Consider the following 21678-nt stretch of genomic DNA (forward strand, 5'->3'; position numbering starts at 1 on the left):
CCACAAATTGGGGTCAGTTCAGTATGATATCTTAGCCTTTCTTTTTTATTTGTAATAGATAACTAAAGCAAAATGGTTATTCTACGTAATTATTTCTATCTTTTTTATAATTTATTAATCATTTTTATTAATACAAATTGTAGCGGGACGCGACTATATAATAACCATGTAGGTAATTGTTTATCACCTAGCGCTATATTTTTTCTAGCCATATAAATGTTAGCAGGCAGTACTGCTAATAAAAAGCTATTAATAAGTTTCTTAAAGCCACGTGTAGGTTGTTTAACTATTAATACTATGCCAAAAACAATTTCAAAAACACCTGTTATTAAGACTGCAGATTTTCTAAATGGTAAATATTCAGGTACGATCTTTCTGAAATTAGACTCATGACAAAAATGTAATACGCCAGCAGTACTAAATATTATACCTAAAATGGTTCTCATTAAACGTTTCATTTATCAACACCCATTTCTTTTAAATAACTTCTTCCGAATTCTGGCAGTTTAACGCCAAAATTATCTGCAATTGTCGCGCCAATTGAACTGAATGTATCATCCATAGATAGTTCATGATATTTCGTTATTTTAGGGCTAAACATAAGTACTGGAATATATTCTCTTGTATGGTCTGTTCCTGTAGCTGTTGGGTCATTACCATGATCTGCAGTAATGATAACTAAATCATCTTCTTGCAGATGATCGATAAGTTCTGGCAAACGATCATCAAAATCTTTAATAGCTTGCGCGTACCCATCTTTATCACGACGGTGACCATATAACGCATCAAAATCTACTAAATTCAAGAAACTTAAGCCTGTAAAATCTCGTTGTACCGTTTCAACCAATTTATCCATACCATCCATATTATCTTTAGTACGAATGGCTTCAGTTACGCCTTCTCCATCGTAAATATCATTAATTTTTCCTAAAGCAATCACATCATAATCCTTGTCTTTTAATTCATTCATTACCGTTTTACCGAATGGCTTTAAAGCATAATCATGTCGATTAGATGTTCTTGTGAAATCACCCGGCTCGCCAACATATGGACGAGCAATAATTCGACCAATTAGATATTTAGGGTCTTTTGTCAATTCTCTAATTTTCTCACAAATATCATATAATTCTTCTAGTGGGATAATATCTTCGTGAGCAGCAATTTGAAGCACTGGGTCTGCTGATGTATAAACAATTAAATCACCCGTCTTCATTTGGTGCTCTCCCCACTCATCAATAATTTGTGTACCTGAAGCAGGTCTATTAGCTACTACTTTACGACCTGTCATTGTTTCAATTTCGTTGATTAGTTCATTTGGAAAACCATTAGGATAAACTTTAAAGGGTTGCATAATATTTAATCCCATAATTTCCCAATGACCGGTCATAGTGTCCTTACCAACGGAAGCTTCACTCATCTTAGTATAAAACGCACCAGGTTTAGCTACCTGTTCAATAACAGGTAAGGGTGCAATATTACCTAACCCTAATCGCTGTAAATTAGGTAGCGTTTGGCCAAAACCTTCGAGCGTATGTTTCAACGTGTGGCTGCCTTCATCGTCAAATGCTTTAGCATCTGGGCCTTCTCCTATACCCACTGAATCCATGACAATTAAATGCACCCTTTTAAATGGTATAGTCATCGTTCCATCTCCTATTCAGTAATTATTTTATGAATCAACGTAGGAATTTCTCCATGTGAACTTATCGTAATACTTTGATTTAATTTTGCTTTAACTTCATCAATTTGTTCACAGTTACTGTGAATCGTTAATAAAGATTCACCTTCACTAACAAAATCTCCTACTTTTTTATTCAAGACGATACCAACGCTTAAATCGATATCATCTTCTTTTGTTTGTCTACCGGCGCCTAACATCATCGATGCAACGCCAATTTCATTTGCAATAATTTCAGTTACAGTACCTGATTTTTGCGATGGTAAATCAATTTGGAAACGTGCTTGTGGTAATCGATTAACATCGTCGACTACTGAACCATCTCCATCTTGATTTTCTAAAAATGTACGGAAAGCCTCTAAAGCTGAACCGTCATTGATTGCCTTTTCTAATAGTAGGCGAGCTTCATCTAAATCCTTAGCTTTACCACCTACAACGACCATTTGTGAGCCTAATGTCATCACTAATTCTGTAAGGTCTTTTGGCCCTTTACCTTGTAAAGTTTCAATGGCTTCTTTGACTTCTAAAGCATTTCCAATGGCGTTACCTAATGGTTGTCCCATATCTGAGATAATGGCCATCGTGTTTCTACCAACATTATTGCCAATATTCACCATTGCTCGGGCTAATGCCTCAGCATCTTCTAATGTTTTCATAAAAGCGCCATTGCCTGTCTTAACATCTAATACGATGGCGTCTGCTCCAGCAGCTATTTTTTTACTCATAATTGAAGAAGCAATTAGTGGAATTGAATTAACAGTTCCAGTAACATCACGTAATCCATAAAGTTTCTTATCAGCTGGCGTTAAATTACCAGTTTGTCCAATAACAGCTACTTTAGATTCATTTACTAATTTCACAAATTTATCTTCACTAATTTCAACGTGAAATCCTTTTACAGATTCTAATTTATCAATTGTGCCCCCGGTGTGGCCTAAGCCTCTACCACTCATCTTAGCTACTGGCACACCAACAGAAGCAACTAATGGTGCTAATACGAGTGTTGTTGTGTCACCTACGCCACCTGTTGAATGTTTATCTACTTTCATACCATTAATCGCTGATAAATCAATAACGTCACCTGAGTTGACCATTGCCATTGTAAGTGCCGCTCTCTCATCATCATTCATATCTTGGAAATAAATTGCCATTGCTAAACTCGACGCTTGATAGTCTGGAATCTCACCGTTGGTATAACCATTAATAAAAAATTCAATTTCGTCTTTATCTAATGCTTGACCATCACGTTTTTTTTCAATAATATCTACCATTCTCATATGAGTTGGCCTCCCCCAAAAAAACACAAATTATACTGTGTCTATTTTATAGTTTAGATAACTTTAATAATCAGTATCACTTTCTAAACCTTGAATAATTTGAATCCCTGCACTTGCACCAATACGCGTTGCTCCAGCTTCAATCATTTTATTAAAATCTTCTAAGTTTCTTACCCCGCCAGATGCTTTAACTTCTAATGCATTACCTACAGTATCTTTCATTAATTTCACATCTTCAGGTGTTGCGCCGCCGCCAGCAAATCCAGTTGAAGTTTTGACGAAATCTGCGCCTGCAGCTTGACTTAACTCACAAGCTTTTACTTTCTCTTCATCAGTTAGAAGACATGTCTCAATGATCACTTTTACCGTTTTGCCATTTGCTGCTGCCACTACACCTTCAATATCTTTTTGAACTACTTCATAACGCCCATCTTTTAAAGCGCCGATATTGATAACCATATCTATTTCTGATGCACCGTTTTTAATAGCATCTTCAACTTCAAATACTTTTACAGCTGTTGTTGATGCGCCTAACGGGAAGCCAATTACTGTACATACTAAAACGTCAGTGCCCTTCAATTTATCAGCAGCATATTTTACATGAGTCGGGTTAATACATACTGATTTAAAGTGATATTCGCTCGCTTCATCAAGTATTTTATCAATTTGAGTTCTTGTAGACTCCGGCTTTAGTAGTGTATGATCTATATATTTTGCATAATTCATTCTAATTCCTCCTAAAATATTATATGTATGAAATTACTTTTATTCTTTAAAATTATAATATATTCAAATAAATTTAATAAAATCACAACATGGGCTTTATCTCTATATTACAAAAATTCGCAAAAATAATAAACAAATGTTATCTTTATTTTGATAAAAGAATTTAAAGGAGAAGAAGACTATGACAAAATCTACACCACACATTCAACCTAACGGAGCAAAAATTGCTAAAACTGTTTTAATGCCCGGAGATCCATTACGCGCAAAATATATCGCAGATAATTACTTAGAAAACGTTGAACAATTTAATGAAGTTAGAAATATGTTTGGCTACACAGGCACTTACAAAGGTAAAACAGTTTCTGTGATGGGATCTGGCATGGGCGTCCCAAGTATTGGTATTTATTCGTATGAACTCTATAATTTCTTCGATGTTGAAACGATTATCCGTATTGGATCATGTGGCGCATTACAAGAAAATGTAAACTTATATGACGTTATCATTGCTCAAGGGGCATCTACAAACTCTAGCTATGTTGAACAATATAATATTCCTGGCCACTTTGCACCTTTGGCTGATTTCGACTTAATTTTAAAAGCGAAACAAAAAGCAGATGAAATTGGCGCTAATACGCATGTTGGTAATATCCTTTCCTCAGATACATTTTACAATGCAGACTCAACATTTAATGAAAAATGGCAACGCATGGGTATCTTAGGCATCGAAATGGAATCTGCTGCACTTTACTTAAATGCTACTTACGCTAATAAAAAAGCTTTAGGTATCTTTACTGTAAGTGACCATATTTTACGTGATGAAGCAACAACAGCTGAAGAGCGCCAAAACTCATTTACACAAATGATGGAAATTGCGTTAGAAATCGCTGAGTAAATCATTGATATCCTATATGGATGACTTAAGTTTGGTTATTGTAATAACAAGTAATCAATCCATGACAAATACGCCACAATTAAGATGTAAATAAGCACAGACTGCGATTTAAATCTTAAAATGAGCTATTTCAAAATTGAGGAACCAAAAAGCCAAAGTCAAAGAAACTTGACTTTGGCTTTTTGCTTTAAAAATTAGGAACAACACTGAAGTCGTATCAAATATTTTAAAAAATGAGACGGAAGTCTTCGTCTCTTACCATCACTTTTCCTAAAAATTATAACTCCAAAATCAAAATTTGATACATCTCCCTATTATTGTAATCATCTATCGTTCATACCAAAGGTGAGGCCGAAACATTATATAATGTTTCGGCCTCACCTTTTTATCAATCATTTCACTGTAATTGTTTATTTTCCTAAATAAGATTTTAACATCCAGTTATGTTTATCAATATCTGTTTGCATACCGATGAACATATCTTCTGTTACATCATCTTCAGCATCAGAAGCAACTTCAATTGCATTTACTAATTGTTTTGAAATATTGTCAAAGTCATTAGATAATTCTTCAACCATTTGTTCAGCTGTGTAGTCTTTTCCAGCTTCTTCGATAATTGATAATTCTAAACTTTCTTTTAAAGTCGCTACTGGGTTACCATTAACCGCTAAAATACGTTCAGCTAAATCATCTATATATTGACTTGCTTCATCATACAATTCTTCAAATTTTGTGTGTAATGAGAAGAAATTTGGTCCTTTTACGTACCAATGAAAATTGTGTAATTTGGTAAATGCAACAGTCCAGTTTGCTACTTGTTGGTTTAATACTTTTACAACTTCTTCATTATTTTTTGACATATTAAAAATCTCTCCTTTTAAGTTATGATTATAATTAAGCGATACTCAATTTCTTTATTATAATAATTATTATATTATAATAGTTATAATCTGTAAAGCTATTTTAGAACCTTCTTTATAATTATTATAATTTAATCTATCACTTAATTATCCACTACTATTATACCCATACACACAATATTTAATCCAATTCTTTTCTGTATGGCATCGCACTTTGAGCACCTAATCCTGTAACAGAAAAAGCAGCTGCTAAATTAGCGAAATTAACCGCTTCTTCTAATGGCTTATTTTCAATTAGTGCTACAGCTAATGCACCATTAAATGTATCACCAGCACCTGTAGTATCAATAACTTCTTTTTTGTAACCCTTAACTAGTTGTTGAGAATCACTATAAAACACAGCACCTGTAGCTCCTTTTGTTACAATAAGTTTTCTAGGATAAGCCATTAATGCCCGGTCAACCTCGTTTTTAAATAATAATTCACTTTCTGATTCATTCGGTGTCAGCCAGTTAACTTTTTCAATTACTTCTTGATCTAAACGACGATATGGCGCAGGGTTTAACATCACCCGCATATCGTGATTTACTGCAAAGTCTACTACTTCATTTATTGTTTCTTTTGGTATTTCATGTTGCATCAAAATGATATCGCCAGCTTCAAAATATTTAAGTTTTGGTATTACTTTTTCAGGCGTTACATAATCATTTGCTGCCGGCACTACAATAATACGGTTGTCATCATCAAATAATGTGATATGCGCAGTTCCAGATGCTTCACTTTCAATTTTATCCATATAATCAATATTCACATTATTTTTTTCAAGATTCGAAAGGATTTGTGTGCCGTTGTCATCATCACCTACTGCTCCAATCATATACACATTATTGCTTAAACGTGCAGCAGCGACTGCTTGGTTAGCGCCTTTCCCACCTGGTGTTGTAAAAAATGATTTACCCATTACTGTTTCTCCTGTATTAGGTAAAATATCCGTTTCTACTACTAAATCAATTGATGCGCTACCAATCACAATTATGTTCCCCATGTTCTTTTCCTCCATCTATTCAGTCAATAAAAAATGATTTTTCATAATCACTAGGCTTATGCCAATGTGTTTTCCACATTCTATTTCTATTATCTGCAAAAAGTTGATAACCAAAATCTCTTAAAAATTTAGGTGTTAAATATAATAGAACACCCAACCATTTATAACTTGTCAAAGATGAAATCAATGAAGCAATTGCATCTGATTTATATTTGAAATGATCTCCTTCTTGCAAAATAACACTATCGTGTTCTTTAGTTTCTGGATAATTATAAAACATACCTTGTGCTGTATCACCTTGTAGTTTGGCGAATTGGTAACGTCTAGACAAACCTTTTTGGATAAGCCAAATTGCATAATTGTAACAATACACACAGTTGCCATCATAATAAATTATTGGCATATATATCTCTCCTTTATTACTGTCTATCTTAATTCAAGATTCAACTTTATGCATTTACATTTCTATTATATCCTAAATTGATAAAAATAAATCATTAAATATATTATACCCATATCTCTTATATATTGTCAGCGGCTAATGAAGCTAAATGAAAAGGTCTAGGACACCCATTTTTTAAAACGCGTTTGTTAACTTAATAAGTAGAAAGCATCCGAGAGACCGCTTGACTTACTTCTCTCTATAACTAAAAATTAGCTACGAGAAAATCTATCATCATAGATTTCGTCATAGCTAATCTCAGCATATGTTATATTTTCAACATTTTTTATTAACAGTCTGGGCGCGTTATGAATCTTGGTTTACTTTAACGATTCTTGTATATTTTAAAAACTGTTCTGTGTACTTTTGTTTTATTTCGTTTAAACTGTCGTATGTGATGCCAACAATATGCCAATTAGGATTAAAATGATAAAATGAGTCTCTTTTTCTAGACCATTTAATCATACTTCCATCTCGATTGTATCTTGGTAAGGTCATCTCATAACCTTCTAATACGTTAATAAACGTTTGAAAGATATCAGGGTCGATACGGTTAAAATTATCTATGACTAAGTAACTTTTATCATTCCTAGGCATGAGACTTGTAATAAAACCTTCTCTATAATATAATGCTCCCGCTTCGTTTGGTAAGTATTTACCATAAAGCATGTCTTCTGTAAAATCAGGGTGTCCAGCTGTAATCACTGGGTTGGCATTTGTCTTTTGTAATAAGTTTTCTGCAGCTTTTAATCCTTCACCTTTATCAACAACTAAAAGTATGAATGGCTTGATATCATCTTCAGATTTATCAATAATGTAGTCACTTTTAACTGCTTCAAACTGTGATTTCATCCCATCATTTTCGCTCATTTCAAGTATAGCTTCAAACTGAGCACGAGACATACTAGCAATCGCTTGTTTGGCATTTTCTTGTAAATAATATAAATTCTTTAATTTAGGATGTTTATTTAATGTACTTAATGTTACAGGCTCGATTTCTTTTTCAAAATAAACTTCAATAGCAGTACTATTTGTACGCCCAGGGATTGGCGATTTTTCATGAATGTGTTGACTCACTTCTCCAATACCAATCACTGATTGATCTCTATGTTTATTATAAAAGACTAATAGGTCACCAATTTCTAGTTGGGTATAAAAATGATAACCGTTTCGTTTGATTCCGTTATATGTGTGTGTGTAAATCGTATTGTATGAATTAGGCTCAAACTCATGTTCTTCTGACATAAAGAAGTACCTAGGAATTTTAGTTTCACCTTTTCCTAAACTCACAATTAATTCAAATTCATTTTGCGTGATTTGGTTAAATAATTTTTCTTTCATATTGCTTATTCGAAACTCTAACTGTTCACTTCTTTTTAAATAATCAGTAGTTAAAGGCTTCAACTGTTCCAATAATTCGAAATGAACGCGTATTTTATTTTGAGCGCCTGACTGTACACTAGTGATCTCCCCAAATCCAAGTAAGCCTGTATCCATTTGTACTTGGTAAAATATAACTTTATCTCCAACTTTAGCTTGTTTAAAAGACCGGAAACCCTGTGACGGATTAAATTGTGCACCTGATTCAAATAATGTCGTTTGACCAACTAAGGGTTCGTTATGATTCCAGCGATTATACCCGCAATTTAACCAAAAATAACTTGTTTCCTCTGCCATTTAGATACTCCTTATCTCATATAAAAATTCTATTTTCTCATTATATTCAAAAAAATGCTCTCAAACAATTATTATAATAAATGAACCAATTTCATTGATATTAAACTTGTTACAATTACAACTATCCATGTCACTAAACCTAATAAAATTGGTTTTGCGCCGGCTTTTCTAAATTGTCTAAAATTAACACTCAAACCTATGCCTGCCATTGCCATCGTAATTAAGAATAATGATAATTGCTGGAATATATTAATAACAGTAGGCGAAAAATTAAAAATTGTACTAATTATAGAAGCAGCAATAAACCAAACAATGAACCATGGAAATATCTTCGTAATTGATGTATCAGTTTGTTTTGATTTTTCTTTACGGATTGTTCTATATGTAAAAAATAATACTACTGGTACGATCATTAACGTACGTGTTAATTTTACGATTGCACCCGTTTCCAATGCCGTGCTTCCATAGTTTGATGTTGCAGCTATCACACTGGATGTATCATTTATGGCTGTGCCACCAAAATAGCCAAATGCAGTTTCTCCCATATTTAATAAATGACCGAGTGGTGGAAATACAAAAACTGCTATTAAATTAAATAAGAATATTGTTGAAATAGCAAATGCTACTTCATTTTCTTTAGCTTTAATGACTGGGCTTGTTGCTGCAATAGCAGAACCACCACAAATAGATGTGCCTACGCCAATGAGAATACTTAAATTTTCATTTATTTTAAATACTTTCATTAAAAGATACACTACAATAAATGCAGCTAATAAAGTAATAATAATAATTGGTAATGATTTCCAACCAATAGCGCCTATCGATTTAAAGCTTAATGTAAACCCAAGCACAATAATGCTATAATGCAATATTTTTTTACTGCTAAATTGGATTCCAGCCTGATACTTTTTAGGTATTTCAAAAATATTATTTAAAAGGATCCCGATGACAATAGCAAATATTGCACTTCCCACTACAGGAAACTTACTTCCCATAATTGTTGCAACGAGTGCAATTACAAAAGTCATGATTATACCTCTAGTTTTCGGCATTTAGGCCACCTCCAATTTAAGTTCTATTTTACCACAAATATTTTAACACTAAAGAAAAATCCTTACTATTTTAAAGTGGTTTTAGTAGATTTAATCCTCAAACACACATCTATATTCTTGTATTTTTAATATATACTTAATTCGTTTATCAAAGCTTGCCCATAAAAAAAGTACCTTTTACTAAAAGTAAAGATACTAAATTTATTAATTATTGTGCGAGCGTTAACGCACCCATAATCGGCATGAAATTGATTAAAACACCACCGAATTTTAATAATCCATTTATCTCTTTGTTAGGTATCGTTATTAACGCAGCAATGATACCGATGATACCAATCATAACTGGTAAAAATAATGAAGGAAAAATAGGTAATTTTAAAAATATACCTGCACCAGCTAACATACCGCATATTAATGATACATATAAATATTTATACATTTTGAAACACTCCGTTTTATTATCTATAAATAACTAATAATTAGTTCATAATCGCCTTCAAAAATAGTATCTAAATCATCTGAAGTTAAAATGAAATTCTGACCTTGTGTTACATTATAAACATCGCCATCAATGATTACTTGCCCTGCTCCTTTTAGGATTGATACTAATACAAATTCTCTAGGTTTCATATAATTTAATGTGCCTGAAATTTCCCACTTAACCATTGTAAAAAAATCATTCGATACCAGTTGGATACGCTTATGATTTTCAATAATTTCTGTATCAGTTGCTATATTAATATTTTCTTGAGTAACCTCTACCACCGCTTTAGCTTTCTCTTGATTTAAACTTCGCCTGTCATTTGTTTCTTTTTCTCTATCAAAATCGTAGACACGGTATGTAACATCTGAAGATTGCATCGTTTCATACACAAGTACGCCAGCGCCAATTGAATGAATCGTCCCTGCAGGTATAAAATAAAATTCACCTGGTTGCACTTTTACTCTATTAAATAACTGGTCATAATTTTCGTCATCTATTTGTGCCATAGCGTTTTTTTTAGAATCCGCATTCGTACCATATATTATTTCCGCTCCTTCTTCAGCATCTATAATATACCAACATTCTGATTTACCGTATTGACCGTTTTCATGTTCATAAGCATATGCATCGTCTGGATGAACGTGTATTGATAAAGCTTCTTTGGCATCTATAATTTTCGTCATCAGTGGAAATTCTTGGCTTGGAAAATGACCAAATAATTCTCTATGGTCATGCCAAACTTTGTCTAGTGTCTGTCCTTTATAAGGTCCATTCATTACTTCACATCTGCCATTTGGGTGTGCTGAAATTCCCCAAGCTTCTCCAATATTATTAGTAGGCAAATCGTAACCTAGTTCTTTTAACTTAGTGCCGCCCCATATTTTTTCATGTAATACTGGCTTTAAAAATAACGGCATCCATCACACCTCCAAACTTTCTTATCATAAATTTTAATTTAAAATTTATTTTTGAAATAAATATATACCGTATCATTTACTATTAGAATTTAATCTTGATTCAAAGAACTATTGAAATTGTATCATATATGTTGACGCATTATAAACTGTCACTCCAACGTTTTGTTATATTCAAATCATTAATTATTATATCAATTCTTTAAATGGAGTGGTAGTTTAATTAATGCTGTTCAATTACATTCTCATAAATTTAACAATAAAATTATATAATTGTTATAAATTTTTTCGAATAAATACTTGCCATCTAATCATATTTGACATTATAATATGGTTAGAGTTAATCATTGACTCTGATTCTTTTACATATAAGGTAATGAATTATGATTATTTGGAAAAGTTGATTCCTTTTTCAAAATAAAAATTTGCAATAAAAGCCCAAACTTTTTTAGTTTGGGCTTTTTTATGTTTCTCAAATTTAAACAACTAGTGCAGTAAAATTCAAATTGATGGAAAGCGTTAAAATGCTCGACAACTACAAACGTTAGATGATCCCAGCCTACTTTTCTTTAAAGTTAGCTAATATCGTTTCTTTAACTTCGAATAAGTGTGACTGCATTGCTTTCACTGCTTGTTCATCGTCTCGGTCAGCAATTGCATTATAAATAACCACATGTTCTTCTAGTAATTTATTCATAGTCTTTTGTTTACTATAAATAAATATTTTCCTTGTTTCTTTCATAGAATCTTGCATTAGTTCTGAAATATTATTTAATAACTCTACTAACAAAGAATTATTGGCTGCTTTTGCAATCGCCAAATGAAACTCTAAATCAGCTCTTTCACCTGATGTTCCGTCAGTTATAGCTTCACCCATTTCATTTAAAGCAGTTTTTAATTCAACCAAGTCCTCTTCAGTATGGTGACAAGCAGCCATTTTAACTGTTGCACCTTCAACAATTTCTCTTAATTCTAATAATTCTTTTATTTGAACTAACGACGTAAATTTATCTCCTAATTCAAAAAACGTTGGTTCTACTTGTTTTACAAACGTACCATAACCTTGTTTAATTTCTAATACACCTATTGTTCTCAATGCATTCAGTGCTTCTCTCACCGATGCCACGCTTACACCATAATGTTGACTTAGTTTTTGTATAGATGGTATTTTATCGCCGACTTGATAGTCACCTGTTTTGATGCTCTCCAATAAATTATCTGCAACTTGCTCATAAATTTTACTGTTTGAAATCTTCATAGTTACCTCCAAACGATATCTATTATTATACCAAATTTTCTCAATAAAATTTATTAAAAGTTATAGATATTTTAAATAAAATAAAGACGAGACAGAAATCATTTGATTTTAAATGATTTCATTATCCCGCCCTGGAAAATATGATTCGAAATATAACCCTTGGCACAAAGTCTTTATATAAGAATTACTAACTCAAAAACAATGTATACAAGAGACAAGTCCTTTAAAAGTTTAATATAAATGTAGTTTCATTTCAGTTAACCAATATCAATACTATACTTAAGACTAAGACATTATATTTCCAATCTTATGGTTAAAAATAACTACTATTATTTATTTTTAAAATCAGTTAAGGCTTGTGGAATATCTTTTTCACCACTAACAATTTGGAATTCAGTATTTAAATAATCGTCAGTAGTCACAACTTCTTTCAACACTGAAGCAACATCTTCTCTTGGAATAGTGCCTCTGCCTTCAAAAAAGGCGCCTACTTCAATTTTATTTGTCCCGTCATCGTCTAGTAAGCCACCAGGATGAATAATTGTATATGGTATCGTTGCCTGTTTTAAATATTCATCTGCATAATGTTTTGCAATTGTATATGGCTTCAAATCGCCGCTTGAATCAAACGCTTCTCTTCTTGAATCATACGTTGACACCATAACAAATTGTTGCGCTTTATTCGCTTCGCTCGCTTTAATCGCTTTCACAGCACCATCTAAATCTACAATAATTGTTTTATCTGCACCTGTACTACCACCTGAACCTACAGAAAAAACTATTCGGTTGTAGCCTTTAAATTTTTCAGTGAGAGATTGGACATCATCTTTTTCAACATCTATTAACGTTGCGTTAATATTTTTTTCTTTTAATTGCTCTACTTGTGCTTCTTTTCTTACACCAGCTGTAAAATCTTCACCTTCAGCCTTTAATTGCTCTATTAAATAATGACCAACGCCACCATTTGCTCCAATAACTAAAATACTCATACTTTAAACCTCCTCTAAAAATTCGATTACTTAAAAGTCTACCACTTTTGTAGGTGTTTAAAACTAAAATGCATTATCTATTGACACTAGCAAAGAACCATATTAAGATATGAATATATATTAATATATTCATATAAAAGGGGTGCATTTCTTGGAATCATCTATCAATACAGAAACTTTAAATCACATGACTGATATATTTAAAGCCTTAAGTGAAACAAACCGTATACGCATCATGCATTTATTATCACAAAGTTCAAGTAGTGTCGGTCATATCGCACATACTTTGAACATGAGTCAGTCCAATGTCTCTCATCAATTACGTATATTAAAACAAGCCCACTTAGTAAAATCAAATCGGGATGGTCAATCGATGATATATGCAATTGATGATACACATGTAACCACCTTATTAAAACAAGCAATTCATCATGCTAACCACAAATTATAAGAAAGGTGATGTCATATATGTCTCAATCTGAACATAATCACTCACACAATCATACACATGGCCATGTACACACCAATAATAAAAAAATATTGCTCATCAGCTTTCTCATTATAGGCATTTTTATGATTGTCGAAATCATTGGCGGCTTTGTAGCTAATAGTTTAGCTTTATTATCTGATGGTTTACACATGTTTAGTGATACAATCTCATTAGGCGTAGCTTTACTTGCTTTTATCTATGCCGAGAAGCATGCTACCAAAAATAAAACGTTTGGGTATAAACGTTTTGAAATTTTAGCAGCCTTATTTAATGGCGTAACTTTATTTGTTATTGGTATCTTTATTATCTTTGAAGCGGTGGATCGTTTCTTTAACCCAATGACAGTCAAATCAGCCGACATGCTTATTATTAGTACTATTGGCTTAATTGTTAATATTGTTGTTGCTACTTTAATGTTTAAAGGAGGCGACACGCATCATAATATAAATATGCGCGGTGCTTTTCTCCATGTTATTGGCGATTTATTAGGCTCTGTCGGTGCGATTGCAGCAGCTATTCTTATTTGGTTCTTTAACTGGACGATTGCTGACCCTATTGCAAGTATTATTGTGTCTCTACTTATTATAAAAAGCAGTTGGGGTATAACGAAATCTTCTATCAATATTTTAATGGAAGGTACACCAAGCGATGTAAATATGAATGAAACCATTAATACTATTACAAACGAACCACAAATAGTAAATGTACATGATTGTCACATTTGGACCATATCAAATGAGATGAACGCGTTAAGTTGTCACGCTGTAGTGCCAAACGACATGACCATTGAAGAAGGAGAACAGCTTTTAAATCGGCTCGAACATCGATTAGAACATCTCAATATCCAACATATGACCATTCAATTTGAAACGCCGCATCATAAACATGATGATGATACATTATGTTCAGCAGTTTATGCAGAAAAATAATTATTGCTAAACGCTTAAATATCCACTTCATATTAAAAAAGTGACTAGATTTATATGCTTATATCAAGCTTTTTAAATCTAGTCACTTTTTTCTATTCAATGCAATACTATAAATATGATTATTATCTAATATGTTGTTAGTTATAAAAATTTATCAAATATGAGTTCTTTAGCTGGTACTTGTTTTTCTTTAAAACCTCTTAAAAACTCTTCGTTATCATAAGGTATTTTCACACGTTCAAAGGAAATTTCATTTTCATCAATAGTAACAATACCATATACAGCGTAAGCGCCATTATTTAAACCTACAGATCCAGGATTAAAATACACTTTTGATTTGTCATCAAACAAATGAACTGTATGATTATGACCAAAAACAATTAAATCTGCGTCTTTATCCTCGAAAAGTGATTTAATATTTTCTTCGGTCGGTTCTACAATAGGACTAAAAGGTTGTCCATCGATTGGTGTATCTAATTTGTCATTTGGAATTTCATAATGTATAAACATTACTTTTTTATTATTTAGCGTCTTTTCAATCACACGGGGCAATGCGTTTAATTTGTCATAATAATCTTCATCTAAATGGCTTTCAATCCATTGGTGATGTTCATAAAACTTATCTTTTAAGTCTTCAGGGTAAGGCGTATCATTTACAATTGACATAACCGCTTCATCATGATTGCCTGCAATGATTTCCATATCATCTCTTTCAAATATTTCATCAAGTACTTTATTCGTTTCATGACCGACACCGATATTATCGCCTAAATTATATATTTTTTTAATATCTTTTCTACTATCAATATCATCCAACACTGTGTCTAAAGCATCAAAATTGCCATGTACATCAGTAAGAATTGCAAATTTCATGATGATATCTCCTTTCAACATTTTCTCATTTGGATATTTTAACATTTTATAGCCATTTTGTTACCTATTAATTTTAAAATCTTCAATTTTTTGATATCGTATTCTTATCACTAAAAAGGAGTGCTTAAAATTTGTTTAAATTTCATAAACTAGCGTTACAAAATGCAAAACCGCAAAATGCTAAAATTTTACTTTTTACAATTGTAAGTTTTATCATATTGTTTGCTTTGACTGTGCTAACGTTTATACCAGTACAACCAGCAATCTATAAATTTCTAATGTCAATGGCTATGCAACAACCTATTGGAAGTGCAATATTCACATTGGTATTATCGTTATTGATTCCATTAGTTGTTTTTATATTTGTTGGTTATCAACTTATTGCTGGAACTATATACACTATAGACAATGCAATTAATAAAGACAAGGTTAAATTTAAAGATTTATTTTCAATTTTTAAAAAAGGCAAATATGCTAAATCATTAAAATTATCTTTAATCACATTGCTATTTATTATTATTATATTAATACTTAATATTTTAATCGGTAAACTACTACAGTTAGGCATTGTGCAATTATTTACAGCATTACAAGGGCCGTTAAGCAGTTCCGATCATGCGCTTGGATGGTCGTTAACATTCCAAATTATCGCTGCTACATTACAAATATTTATATTATCATTTGTATATTGGTTCTTTGCAATCTTAATTATTAATTACACTTTATCTTTTGTTAAAAATCCTAGCGTTGGTGCTTGGTCAACAGTTAAACGTGGCTTTAAAGCAATTAAAAATGGTAATAAAACATGGTTTAAATTCTATCTAGGTATTTTACTATTAAATTTAATTGTTATTATTTTAGCAAATCCAGTTAGTCAGTTAATTTCAATAAGTACTGGCAGCATCTCACAAACGGTAGCTATGACAATTATTTATATCGTATCTGTAATTGTAATTATTATAAGATTATTTGTATACTACACAAACTTATTAGCAATTATACAATACTATAATAAAAATGGTGAAAAGATAGATAAATCAGAAATAACTAAAGCTAAAACTTCAGAGCAATCTAATCAAACAGATAAAGTTACAAATAGTGTAAACAACACAACTGAAAAAACTAAGTCAAATATCGAGCGTACATCAGACAATATTCAAGATACAGCTAAAGAAAAATCTTCAGATGTAAAAGATCAAATTGATAAGAAAAATGACTAATTAAAATAAAGAAACGGGTCAGAAACCATTAAATAATTGGGATTTCTGACCCGTTTCTCGTTTTCGTATTATGTTGAACTATATAACACTTATATTCTATAAGAAATGTGTTTTTAAGTATAATGCTGCCCCGTTTTCTTCATTAGTAAGTGAAGTGACATCATCAGCTAAAACTTGTATTTCTGGTCTTGCATTCTTCATTGCAACAGTGTAATTACCAAATGCAAACATAGCTCTATCATTGTCACTATCGCCTATCACTAGTGTCTCTTCTTGTTTTATATCAAAATGGTCTATCATTTCTTTAATTCCAGTACCTTTATCAATACCAAAAGCCATCGTTTCTGCATTAAAGCGAGAAGAATTCGATACACTTATTTGAAGCGATGATTGATCTTCCATTAATTGATTACGAAATTGTGTAATCTTGTCATAATCTGGTGAGAATAAATAAATTTTTGAAAATGATGTATGAGGAATAGTAGACTCCCAATCAACTTTTTCTACTATAGAAGCTCTTCTTGAAGTCCATTCGCTATATCCCACGTTTCCTGGCGGTGTTGGTTGAGCAAATAAAGCTTCTGCCCACGCTTTGTCTTCATTAAGAATAATTCGGTCACGGCCAAATGGAAAAACTTCATAATAAATCTCTTGTTCTTTCGCCCTTTTCACAATTTCATTTACTGTTTCAAAAGATAAGCTATGCTTAAATATTATTTCATTTTGCACAACACCAAAAGTACCGTTAGAACTTATAATGCCATCTACTGCAAACCCTTTAGGTACAAGATAACCAATTTCATCATGTGCCCTACCAGTCGCTAAAAATACTTTATACCCACAATCTCTTAACGTTTGAATAATCTCTGCTGTTTCAGAATCTACACGATTATCTTTATGTAAAATTGTGCCATCCATATCTAAAAATATTGCTTTCACATTATCCATTTAAACAAGTCCTCCATCAAGTATTATCGTCTTAAATTATGGCATGTAATCTATTTTTCTGCAATCTTCTCTTCATTTAAAAATAATGCATAGCGTTCATCATGATACGTTATGTTAACATTTCTTTTAAAAAAAGAACTTAATGTATGACTATTGAGTATTTCAGTAATTGACCCTTGTTTAAAAGTTTTGCCATTTTTTAATAAAAATCCGTAATCTATATCTTTAGTAATTTCTTCTACAAAATGTGTAACATAAATAACAGCTAATTGAGGATTTTGTCTATATAATTGTGTCAATGCACTTAATAAATCTTCTCTAGCAATAAAATCTAAACCAGAAGCCGGCTCATCTAAAATTAATAACTTAGGGTCCCCCATCAATGCTCTTGCTATCAAAACTTTTTGACGTTCTCCAGTAGAAAGATATCCATAATATTGATTTTCAAAGTGAGACATCCCCATTTGTTTTAAATACTGCTTTGCCGTATTTTCATATTGCTGTGGCACCTCTTGGAATACACCAATAGATTTAAATATACCACTGATTACAACATCTAAGACAATTTCTCCATCTTGAAAGCGATCCATTAAACTATTGGATACGAATCCAATTTGGTTACGCACATTATCTGCAGAATATCCTTTTTTACCTGGTTTCATACCGAATAATGTCATCTCTCCAGAGGTATTAGGCTCATATGCATTTAAAATATTTAATAGTGTTGTCTTGCCTGCGCCATTTAACCCATAAAGCATCCATTTTTCTCCTTCATTTATTTGCCAACTAACGTCTTTGATAATTTCATTTCCCTGTTTTCTTCTTGCAATATGTTTCAAATCAATAAGCATAAATAAATTCCCCTTTTAAAACTTTAAATTATTATTCGTTCACTCTAAATAGCTTTGTTAGTGTTTTTCCTTTGGTTAATTCATCGATTATTGTATTTAAACGCCTGATTGCTTTCATTATCGAATTTTCCATAAGTTCAACACTTATCCTACAAACGACGCCACGCATTTTAGTTCTGTCAGAGTTTAACTAAAGTGCTCGTTTAATAAATATTTCATATGTCATACCATCTTCAATTAGAGCATTTAATTGCGCTTGGTGTAACCAGTCATCCAATGTATAATTTCATTTACTCCATCTTGCGTTCTACCTTTTTTCTTAGCTTTTCTAACTAAATGAGGATAAACTTTTCCAAATTTCATATTATAAATATTAGGTTTAGTCATTAAATGCGCTTTTCTTTAATTGCTCATAGTAAACTATATTTTAACATAAATAAACAAGGTTATTTTCATAAAATTCTGTTAATAATAATAAAATTTTATGTATTAAAAAAGCAGGAATAAAATCATCATTCGATTTTATTCCTGTCTTATATTATACTCCATAATTTATTCAGAAGTTATCTTTTCATAATAAATTGCCAATAGTTGAACTTCTTAGATTTCATCTCTATTAGCAAACTAGTAAAAGATTCAGCATTTATTCAACTGTGACAGATTTAGCTAAATTACGTGGTTTATCCACATCTAAATCTCTGTGTAAAGCTGCATAATAAGAAATTAACTGCATTGCAACAACAGCTACTAACGGTGTTAATAGTTCATGTACATGAGGGATGACATAAGTATCTCCATCTTTATTCAATCCATCCATTGAAATAATACATGGATTTGCGCCTCGCGCTGCAACTTCTTTTACATTACCACGAATAGAAGGATTAACATTTTCTTGTGTTGCTAAGGCGATCACTGGCGTGCCTTCTTCGATTAATGCTATTGTACCGTGTTTTAACTCTCCGCCTGCAAACCCTTCTGCTTGAATGTAAGAAATTTCTTTTAATTTTAATGCGCCTTCTAAACTAACATTATAATCTATTGTACGACCAATAAAGAATGCGTTTCTAGTTGTTTCTAAGAAATCTGTCGCAATTTGTTCCATAACATCTGCATCATCTACGATTGTTTCAATCGCCGTAGTCACTTTTGCAAGTTCACGTAATAGCGCTACGTCAGCTTCTCTACCATGTTCTTTAGCTACAATTTGTGACAAGATTGAAAGCACTGCAATTTGTGCTGTATAAGCTTTTGTAGATGCAACAGCAATTTCAGGTCCTGCATGTAACAGTAACGTATGATCCGCTTCACGTGATAATGTAGAACCTGGAACATTTGTAATTGTTAATGATTTATGACCTAGTTTTTTAGTTTCTACTAAAACAGCACGGCTATCAGCTGTTTCACCTGATTGTGAAATATAAATAAATAATGGTTTTTCTGAAAGTAGCGGCATATTATATATAAACTCTGAAGCTACATGTACTTCTGTGGGTACGCCAGCCCATTTTTCTAAATATTCTTTACCGACCAATCCTGCATGATAACTTGTGCCAGCAGCAATAATATAAATTCTATCTGCATTAGCCACATCTCTTGTAATATCTGCATCCATTTTCAGATTACCTTCATCATCTTGATATTCTTGAATAATACGGCGCATTACTGCTGGTTGCTCATGAATTTCTTTTAACATGTAATGATCATAGACACCTTTTTCAGCATCTGCAGCATCAATTTGTGCAGTATATGCTTCTCTATTTTGAATGTTACCCTCTTGGTCTTTAATAACCACTTCGTCTCGTTTTACAATAACAATTTCATGATCATGAATTTCTTTATATTGATTTGTGACTTGTAACATTGCAAGCGCATCTGAAGCAATAACATTAAAACCATCACCTACACCAATTAATAGTGGTGATTTGTTTTTAGCCACATACATAGTATCTCTATCTTGACTATCAATTAAGCCTAATGCGTAAGAGCCCTCTAATAAAGATACGACTTTGGTAAATGCAGCTTCTGTAGAAAGACCTTTATCTGAGAAGTATTCAACTAATTGAACGATAATTTCTGTATCCGTTTCAGATAAGAATGTAACATTTGATAAGTACGCATCACTTAATTCTTCGTAATTTTCAATCACACCATTATGCACTAAAGTAAATCGGTTGGTCGCAGATTGGTGAGGGTGTGAATTTTCATAATTGGGTACACCATGTGTTGCCCAACGTGTATGACCAATACCTACGTTGCCATCAATATCTTCACTGTCTGCAACTTTTCTAAGTTCTGCAATGCGCCCTTTTGATTTAAATACATTTGTACCTTCATCATTAACAACGGCGATACCTGCAGAGTCATAACCTCTATATTCTAACTTTTCTAAACCTTTCAACAATAATTCTTTGGCATTATCATGCCCTATATATCCAACAATTCCACACATATACATATTCCTCCAATGTAATGGTGACGGGTATTGAACGTTCGGCGTATAGGAACCTGTTCAATATAAAATAGGCCAATTCAAATAAATTCCTTTTATTTGTTCAATAACAAGGAATAACAAAATAGGCACAGAAATCCCATCCACCTTATAATTTTAATTTTTATTAAATTTGGCTATCTTATTAACTTTGTGCACTAGGTCGCCCTAATGTTTTCCTTAATAAGTTTACGAATGAGCCACATCCGGGATAGCATCCGCCGATGGTTCGATAACTATCCTCCTCGTCTACAAGCTTCAATCTCACGTCTATTAAGATTTCTGTTTTAAACCTTAAATATTCAACATTTAACCGCTTCACTTGCACAGGCGCTTTGATTAAGTTACTCGAAACTATCCTCCTTTCTTCAATATTATTAATTGTACAATGTATTTAAGCCTAAATGCAAATTTTTTATAAATATACAAGTTAAATTCTATTTTTTAATGATTAACGAACGTCTTTAAAATCCAAAACCTTCCATATATTTGCACCATTTAATAGTCATAAACTTGTCAAACACACTGTGCCAAATTTGAAATTACTATTTGTTGTTTATTTATGAAAATAGACCTACAATGTAC

General features: G+C 32.1%; 23 protein-coding genes. 4 read left to right on the top strand and 19 right to left on the bottom strand.

Annotated elements, in window-relative coordinates:
- Positions 1 to 104 precede the first annotated feature (104 nt).
- The 4 genes from KA900_RS11295 to deoC form a co-directional block, all read right to left on the bottom strand.
- Entirely contained in the window at positions 105 to 458 is a 354-nt protein-coding gene (locus tag KA900_RS11295) for a DoxX family protein (protein WP_096808759.1), read from the bottom strand.
- On the bottom strand, positions 455 to 1642 hold the full coding sequence (gene deoB, locus KA900_RS11300) for a phosphopentomutase (protein ID WP_096808758.1): 1188 nt from the start codon (positions 1640 to 1642) through the stop codon (positions 455 to 457). The genes KA900_RS11295 and deoB overlap by 4 nt, the downstream gene beginning before the upstream one ends.
- A gap of 11 nt (positions 1643 to 1653) precedes the next feature.
- Positions 1654 to 2955 carry a pyrimidine-nucleoside phosphorylase gene (locus tag KA900_RS11305; protein ID WP_103372838.1) on the bottom strand — a complete coding sequence of 434 codons (1302 nt, stop codon included), beginning with the start codon at positions 2953 to 2955 and terminating at the stop codon, positions 1654 to 1656.
- A gap of 63 nt (positions 2956 to 3018) precedes the next feature.
- Positions 3019 to 3681, bottom strand: a complete 663-nt coding sequence (gene deoC, locus KA900_RS11310) for a deoxyribose-phosphate aldolase (protein WP_096808756.1) — start codon at positions 3679 to 3681, stop codon at positions 3019 to 3021.
- Positions 3682 to 3862: 181 nt separating this feature from the next.
- On the opposite strand from deoC, the gene deoD reads away from it, so the two are divergent.
- The gene (gene deoD / locus KA900_RS11315; RefSeq protein ID WP_103373233.1) at positions 3863 to 4573 is read left to right on the top strand and encodes a purine-nucleoside phosphorylase; all 711 of its coding nucleotides are present in this window, start codon (positions 3863 to 3865) and stop codon (positions 4571 to 4573) included.
- A 410-nt stretch (positions 4574 to 4983) separates the two neighbouring features.
- Here deoD and KA900_RS11320 read toward each other — a convergent pair whose 3' ends face one another.
- From KA900_RS11320 to KA900_RS11360, 9 genes are all read right to left on the bottom strand, one after another.
- On the bottom strand, positions 4984 to 5433 hold the full coding sequence (locus tag KA900_RS11320; protein WP_096808754.1) for a Dps family protein: 450 nt from the start codon (positions 5431 to 5433) through the stop codon (positions 4984 to 4986).
- Positions 5434 to 5614: 181 nt separating this feature from the next.
- Positions 5615 to 6478, bottom strand: a complete 864-nt coding sequence (gene rbsK / locus KA900_RS11325; RefSeq protein WP_096808753.1) for a ribokinase — start codon at positions 6476 to 6478, stop codon at positions 5615 to 5617.
- Positions 6479 to 6497: 19 nt separating this feature from the next.
- Positions 6498 to 6881, bottom strand: a complete 384-nt coding sequence (locus KA900_RS11330; protein WP_207573040.1) for a thiol-disulfide oxidoreductase DCC family protein — start codon at positions 6879 to 6881, stop codon at positions 6498 to 6500.
- 345 nt (positions 6882 to 7226) lie between these two features.
- Positions 7227 to 8597: an EVE domain-containing protein gene (locus KA900_RS11335; RefSeq protein WP_096808751.1), complete on the bottom strand. Its 1371-nt coding sequence runs from the start codon at positions 8595 to 8597 to the stop codon at positions 7227 to 7229.
- A 71-nt stretch (positions 8598 to 8668) separates the two neighbouring features.
- Positions 8669 to 9649, bottom strand: a complete 981-nt coding sequence (locus tag KA900_RS11340; RefSeq protein ID WP_096808750.1) for a YeiH family protein — start codon at positions 9647 to 9649, stop codon at positions 8669 to 8671.
- A gap of 208 nt (positions 9650 to 9857) precedes the next feature.
- Entirely contained in the window at positions 9858 to 10088 is a 231-nt protein-coding gene (locus KA900_RS11345) for a hypothetical protein (protein WP_096808749.1), read from the bottom strand.
- A gap of 23 nt (positions 10089 to 10111) precedes the next feature.
- A complete protein-coding gene (locus KA900_RS11350) occupies positions 10112 to 11050 on the bottom strand; it encodes a type I phosphomannose isomerase catalytic subunit (protein WP_210139644.1) in 939 nt (312 codons plus the stop codon).
- Positions 11051 to 11606: 556 nt separating this feature from the next.
- Positions 11607 to 12305 carry a FadR/GntR family transcriptional regulator gene (locus KA900_RS11355; protein WP_096808747.1) on the bottom strand — a complete coding sequence of 233 codons (699 nt, stop codon included), beginning with the start codon at positions 12303 to 12305 and terminating at the stop codon, positions 11607 to 11609.
- Positions 12306 to 12634: 329 nt separating this feature from the next.
- Positions 12635 to 13294 carry an SDR family oxidoreductase gene (locus tag KA900_RS11360; RefSeq protein ID WP_096808746.1) on the bottom strand — a complete coding sequence of 220 codons (660 nt, stop codon included), beginning with the start codon at positions 13292 to 13294 and terminating at the stop codon, positions 12635 to 12637.
- Between the two features lie 187 nt (positions 13295 to 13481).
- On the opposite strand from KA900_RS11360, the gene KA900_RS11365 reads away from it, so the two are divergent.
- Together KA900_RS11365 and czrB are read left to right on the top strand one after the other, a co-directional pair.
- Positions 13482 to 13745, top strand: a complete 264-nt coding sequence (locus KA900_RS11365) for an ArsR/SmtB family transcription factor (RefSeq protein ID WP_174221777.1) — start codon at positions 13482 to 13484, stop codon at positions 13743 to 13745.
- A gap of 17 nt (positions 13746 to 13762) precedes the next feature.
- The gene (czrB, locus tag KA900_RS11370; protein WP_207573039.1) at positions 13763 to 14713 is read left to right on the top strand and encodes a cation diffusion facilitator family transporter; all 951 of its coding nucleotides are present in this window, start codon (positions 13763 to 13765) and stop codon (positions 14711 to 14713) included.
- 141 nt (positions 14714 to 14854) lie between these two features.
- Here the strand turns inward: czrB and KA900_RS11375 are convergent, their stop codons facing one another.
- Positions 14855 to 15586 (bottom strand): metallophosphoesterase family protein, encoded by a 732-nt coding sequence (locus KA900_RS11375; protein ID WP_096808743.1) that lies wholly within the window; start codon positions 15584 to 15586, stop codon positions 14855 to 14857.
- 131 nt (positions 15587 to 15717) lie between these two features.
- Here KA900_RS11375 and KA900_RS11380 point away from each other — a divergent pair, with 131 nt between their 5' ends.
- Positions 15718 to 16806 carry a hypothetical protein gene (locus KA900_RS11380; protein ID WP_108909225.1) on the top strand — a complete coding sequence of 363 codons (1089 nt, stop codon included), beginning with the start codon at positions 15718 to 15720 and terminating at the stop codon, positions 16804 to 16806.
- A 96-nt stretch (positions 16807 to 16902) separates the two neighbouring features.
- Here KA900_RS11380 and KA900_RS11385 read toward each other — a convergent pair whose 3' ends face one another.
- The 5 genes from KA900_RS11385 to glmS form a co-directional block, all read right to left on the bottom strand.
- The gene (locus KA900_RS11385) at positions 16903 to 17754 is read right to left on the bottom strand and encodes an HAD family hydrolase (RefSeq protein WP_119488225.1); all 852 of its coding nucleotides are present in this window, start codon (positions 17752 to 17754) and stop codon (positions 16903 to 16905) included.
- A gap of 50 nt (positions 17755 to 17804) precedes the next feature.
- Positions 17805 to 18605: an ABC transporter ATP-binding protein gene (locus tag KA900_RS11390; protein WP_096808740.1), complete on the bottom strand. Its 801-nt coding sequence runs from the start codon at positions 18603 to 18605 to the stop codon at positions 17805 to 17807.
- Between the two features lie 31 nt (positions 18606 to 18636).
- Positions 18637 to 18774: a DUF2200 family protein gene (locus tag KA900_RS14895; protein ID WP_336877802.1), complete on the bottom strand. Its 138-nt coding sequence runs from the start codon at positions 18772 to 18774 to the stop codon at positions 18637 to 18639.
- 77 nt (positions 18775 to 18851) lie between these two features.
- Positions 18852 to 18992 (bottom strand): DUF2200 family protein, encoded by a 141-nt coding sequence (locus tag KA900_RS14900; protein ID WP_250644972.1) that lies wholly within the window; start codon positions 18990 to 18992, stop codon positions 18852 to 18854.
- A gap of 256 nt (positions 18993 to 19248) precedes the next feature.
- The gene (gene glmS, locus KA900_RS11400) at positions 19249 to 21054 is read right to left on the bottom strand and encodes a glutamine--fructose-6-phosphate transaminase (isomerizing) (RefSeq protein ID WP_115342018.1); all 1806 of its coding nucleotides are present in this window, start codon (positions 21052 to 21054) and stop codon (positions 19249 to 19251) included.
- Positions 21055 to 21678: the final 624 nt, after the last annotated feature.

The sequence above is a fragment of the Staphylococcus sp. GDY8P120P genome, from assembly GCF_017892065.1.
Lineage (GTDB): Bacteria > Bacillota > Bacilli > Staphylococcales > Staphylococcaceae > Staphylococcus > Staphylococcus nepalensis.

Excerpts from the sequence above, each read along its gene's own strand:
- KA900_RS11295 (WP_096808759.1), bottom strand. The coding sequence starts at position 458 with ATGAAACGTTTAATGAGAACCATTTTAGGTATAATATTTAGTACTGCT.
- deoB (WP_096808758.1), bottom strand. The coding sequence starts at position 1,642 with ATGACTATACCATTTAAAAGGGTGCATTTAATTGTCATGGATTCAGTG.
- KA900_RS11305 (WP_103372838.1), bottom strand. The coding sequence starts at position 2,955 with ATGAGAATGGTAGATATTATTGAAAAAAAACGTGATGGTCAAGCATTA.
- deoC (WP_096808756.1), bottom strand. The coding sequence starts at position 3,681 with ATGAATTATGCAAAATATATAGATCATACACTACTAAAGCCGGAGTCT.
- deoD (WP_103373233.1), top strand. The coding sequence starts at position 3,863 with ATGACAAAATCTACACCACACATTCAACCTAACGGAGCAAAAATTGCT.
- KA900_RS11320 (WP_096808754.1), bottom strand. The coding sequence starts at position 5,433 with ATGTCAAAAAATAATGAAGAAGTTGTAAAAGTATTAAACCAACAAGTA.
- rbsK (WP_096808753.1), bottom strand. The coding sequence starts at position 6,478 with ATGGGGAACATAATTGTGATTGGTAGCGCATCAATTGATTTAGTAGTA.
- KA900_RS11330 (WP_207573040.1), bottom strand. The coding sequence starts at position 6,881 with ATGCCAATAATTTATTATGATGGCAACTGTGTGTATTGTTACAATTAT.
- KA900_RS11335 (WP_096808751.1), bottom strand. The coding sequence starts at position 8,597 with ATGGCAGAGGAAACAAGTTATTTTTGGTTAAATTGCGGGTATAATCGC.
- KA900_RS11340 (WP_096808750.1), bottom strand. The coding sequence starts at position 9,649 with ATGCCGAAAACTAGAGGTATAATCATGACTTTTGTAATTGCACTCGTT.
- KA900_RS11345 (WP_096808749.1), bottom strand. The coding sequence starts at position 10,088 with ATGTATAAATATTTATATGTATCATTAATATGCGGTATGTTAGCTGGT.
- KA900_RS11350 (WP_210139644.1), bottom strand. The coding sequence starts at position 11,050 with ATGCCGTTATTTTTAAAGCCAGTATTACATGAAAAAATATGGGGCGGC.
- KA900_RS11355 (WP_096808747.1), bottom strand. The coding sequence starts at position 12,305 with ATGAAGATTTCAAACAGTAAAATTTATGAGCAAGTTGCAGATAATTTA.
- KA900_RS11360 (WP_096808746.1), bottom strand. The coding sequence starts at position 13,294 with ATGAGTATTTTAGTTATTGGAGCAAATGGTGGCGTTGGTCATTATTTA.
- KA900_RS11365 (WP_174221777.1), top strand. The coding sequence starts at position 13,482 with ATGACTGATATATTTAAAGCCTTAAGTGAAACAAACCGTATACGCATC.
- czrB (WP_207573039.1), top strand. The coding sequence starts at position 13,763 with ATGTCTCAATCTGAACATAATCACTCACACAATCATACACATGGCCAT.
- KA900_RS11375 (WP_096808743.1), bottom strand. The coding sequence starts at position 15,586 with ATGAAATTTGCAATTCTTACTGATGTACATGGCAATTTTGATGCTTTA.
- KA900_RS11385 (WP_119488225.1), bottom strand. The coding sequence starts at position 17,754 with ATGGATAATGTGAAAGCAATATTTTTAGATATGGATGGCACAATTTTA.
- KA900_RS11390 (WP_096808740.1), bottom strand. The coding sequence starts at position 18,605 with ATGCTTATTGATTTGAAACATATTGCAAGAAGAAAACAGGGAAATGAA.
- KA900_RS14895 (WP_336877802.1), bottom strand. The coding sequence starts at position 18,774 with ATGCGTGGCGTCGTTTGTAGGATAAGTGTTGAACTTATGGAAAATTCG.
- KA900_RS14900 (WP_250644972.1), bottom strand. The coding sequence starts at position 18,992 with ATGACTAAACCTAATATTTATAATATGAAATTTGGAAAAGTTTATCCT.
- glmS (WP_115342018.1), bottom strand. The coding sequence starts at position 21,054 with ATGTGTGGAATTGTTGGATATATAGGGCATGATAATGCCAAAGAATTA.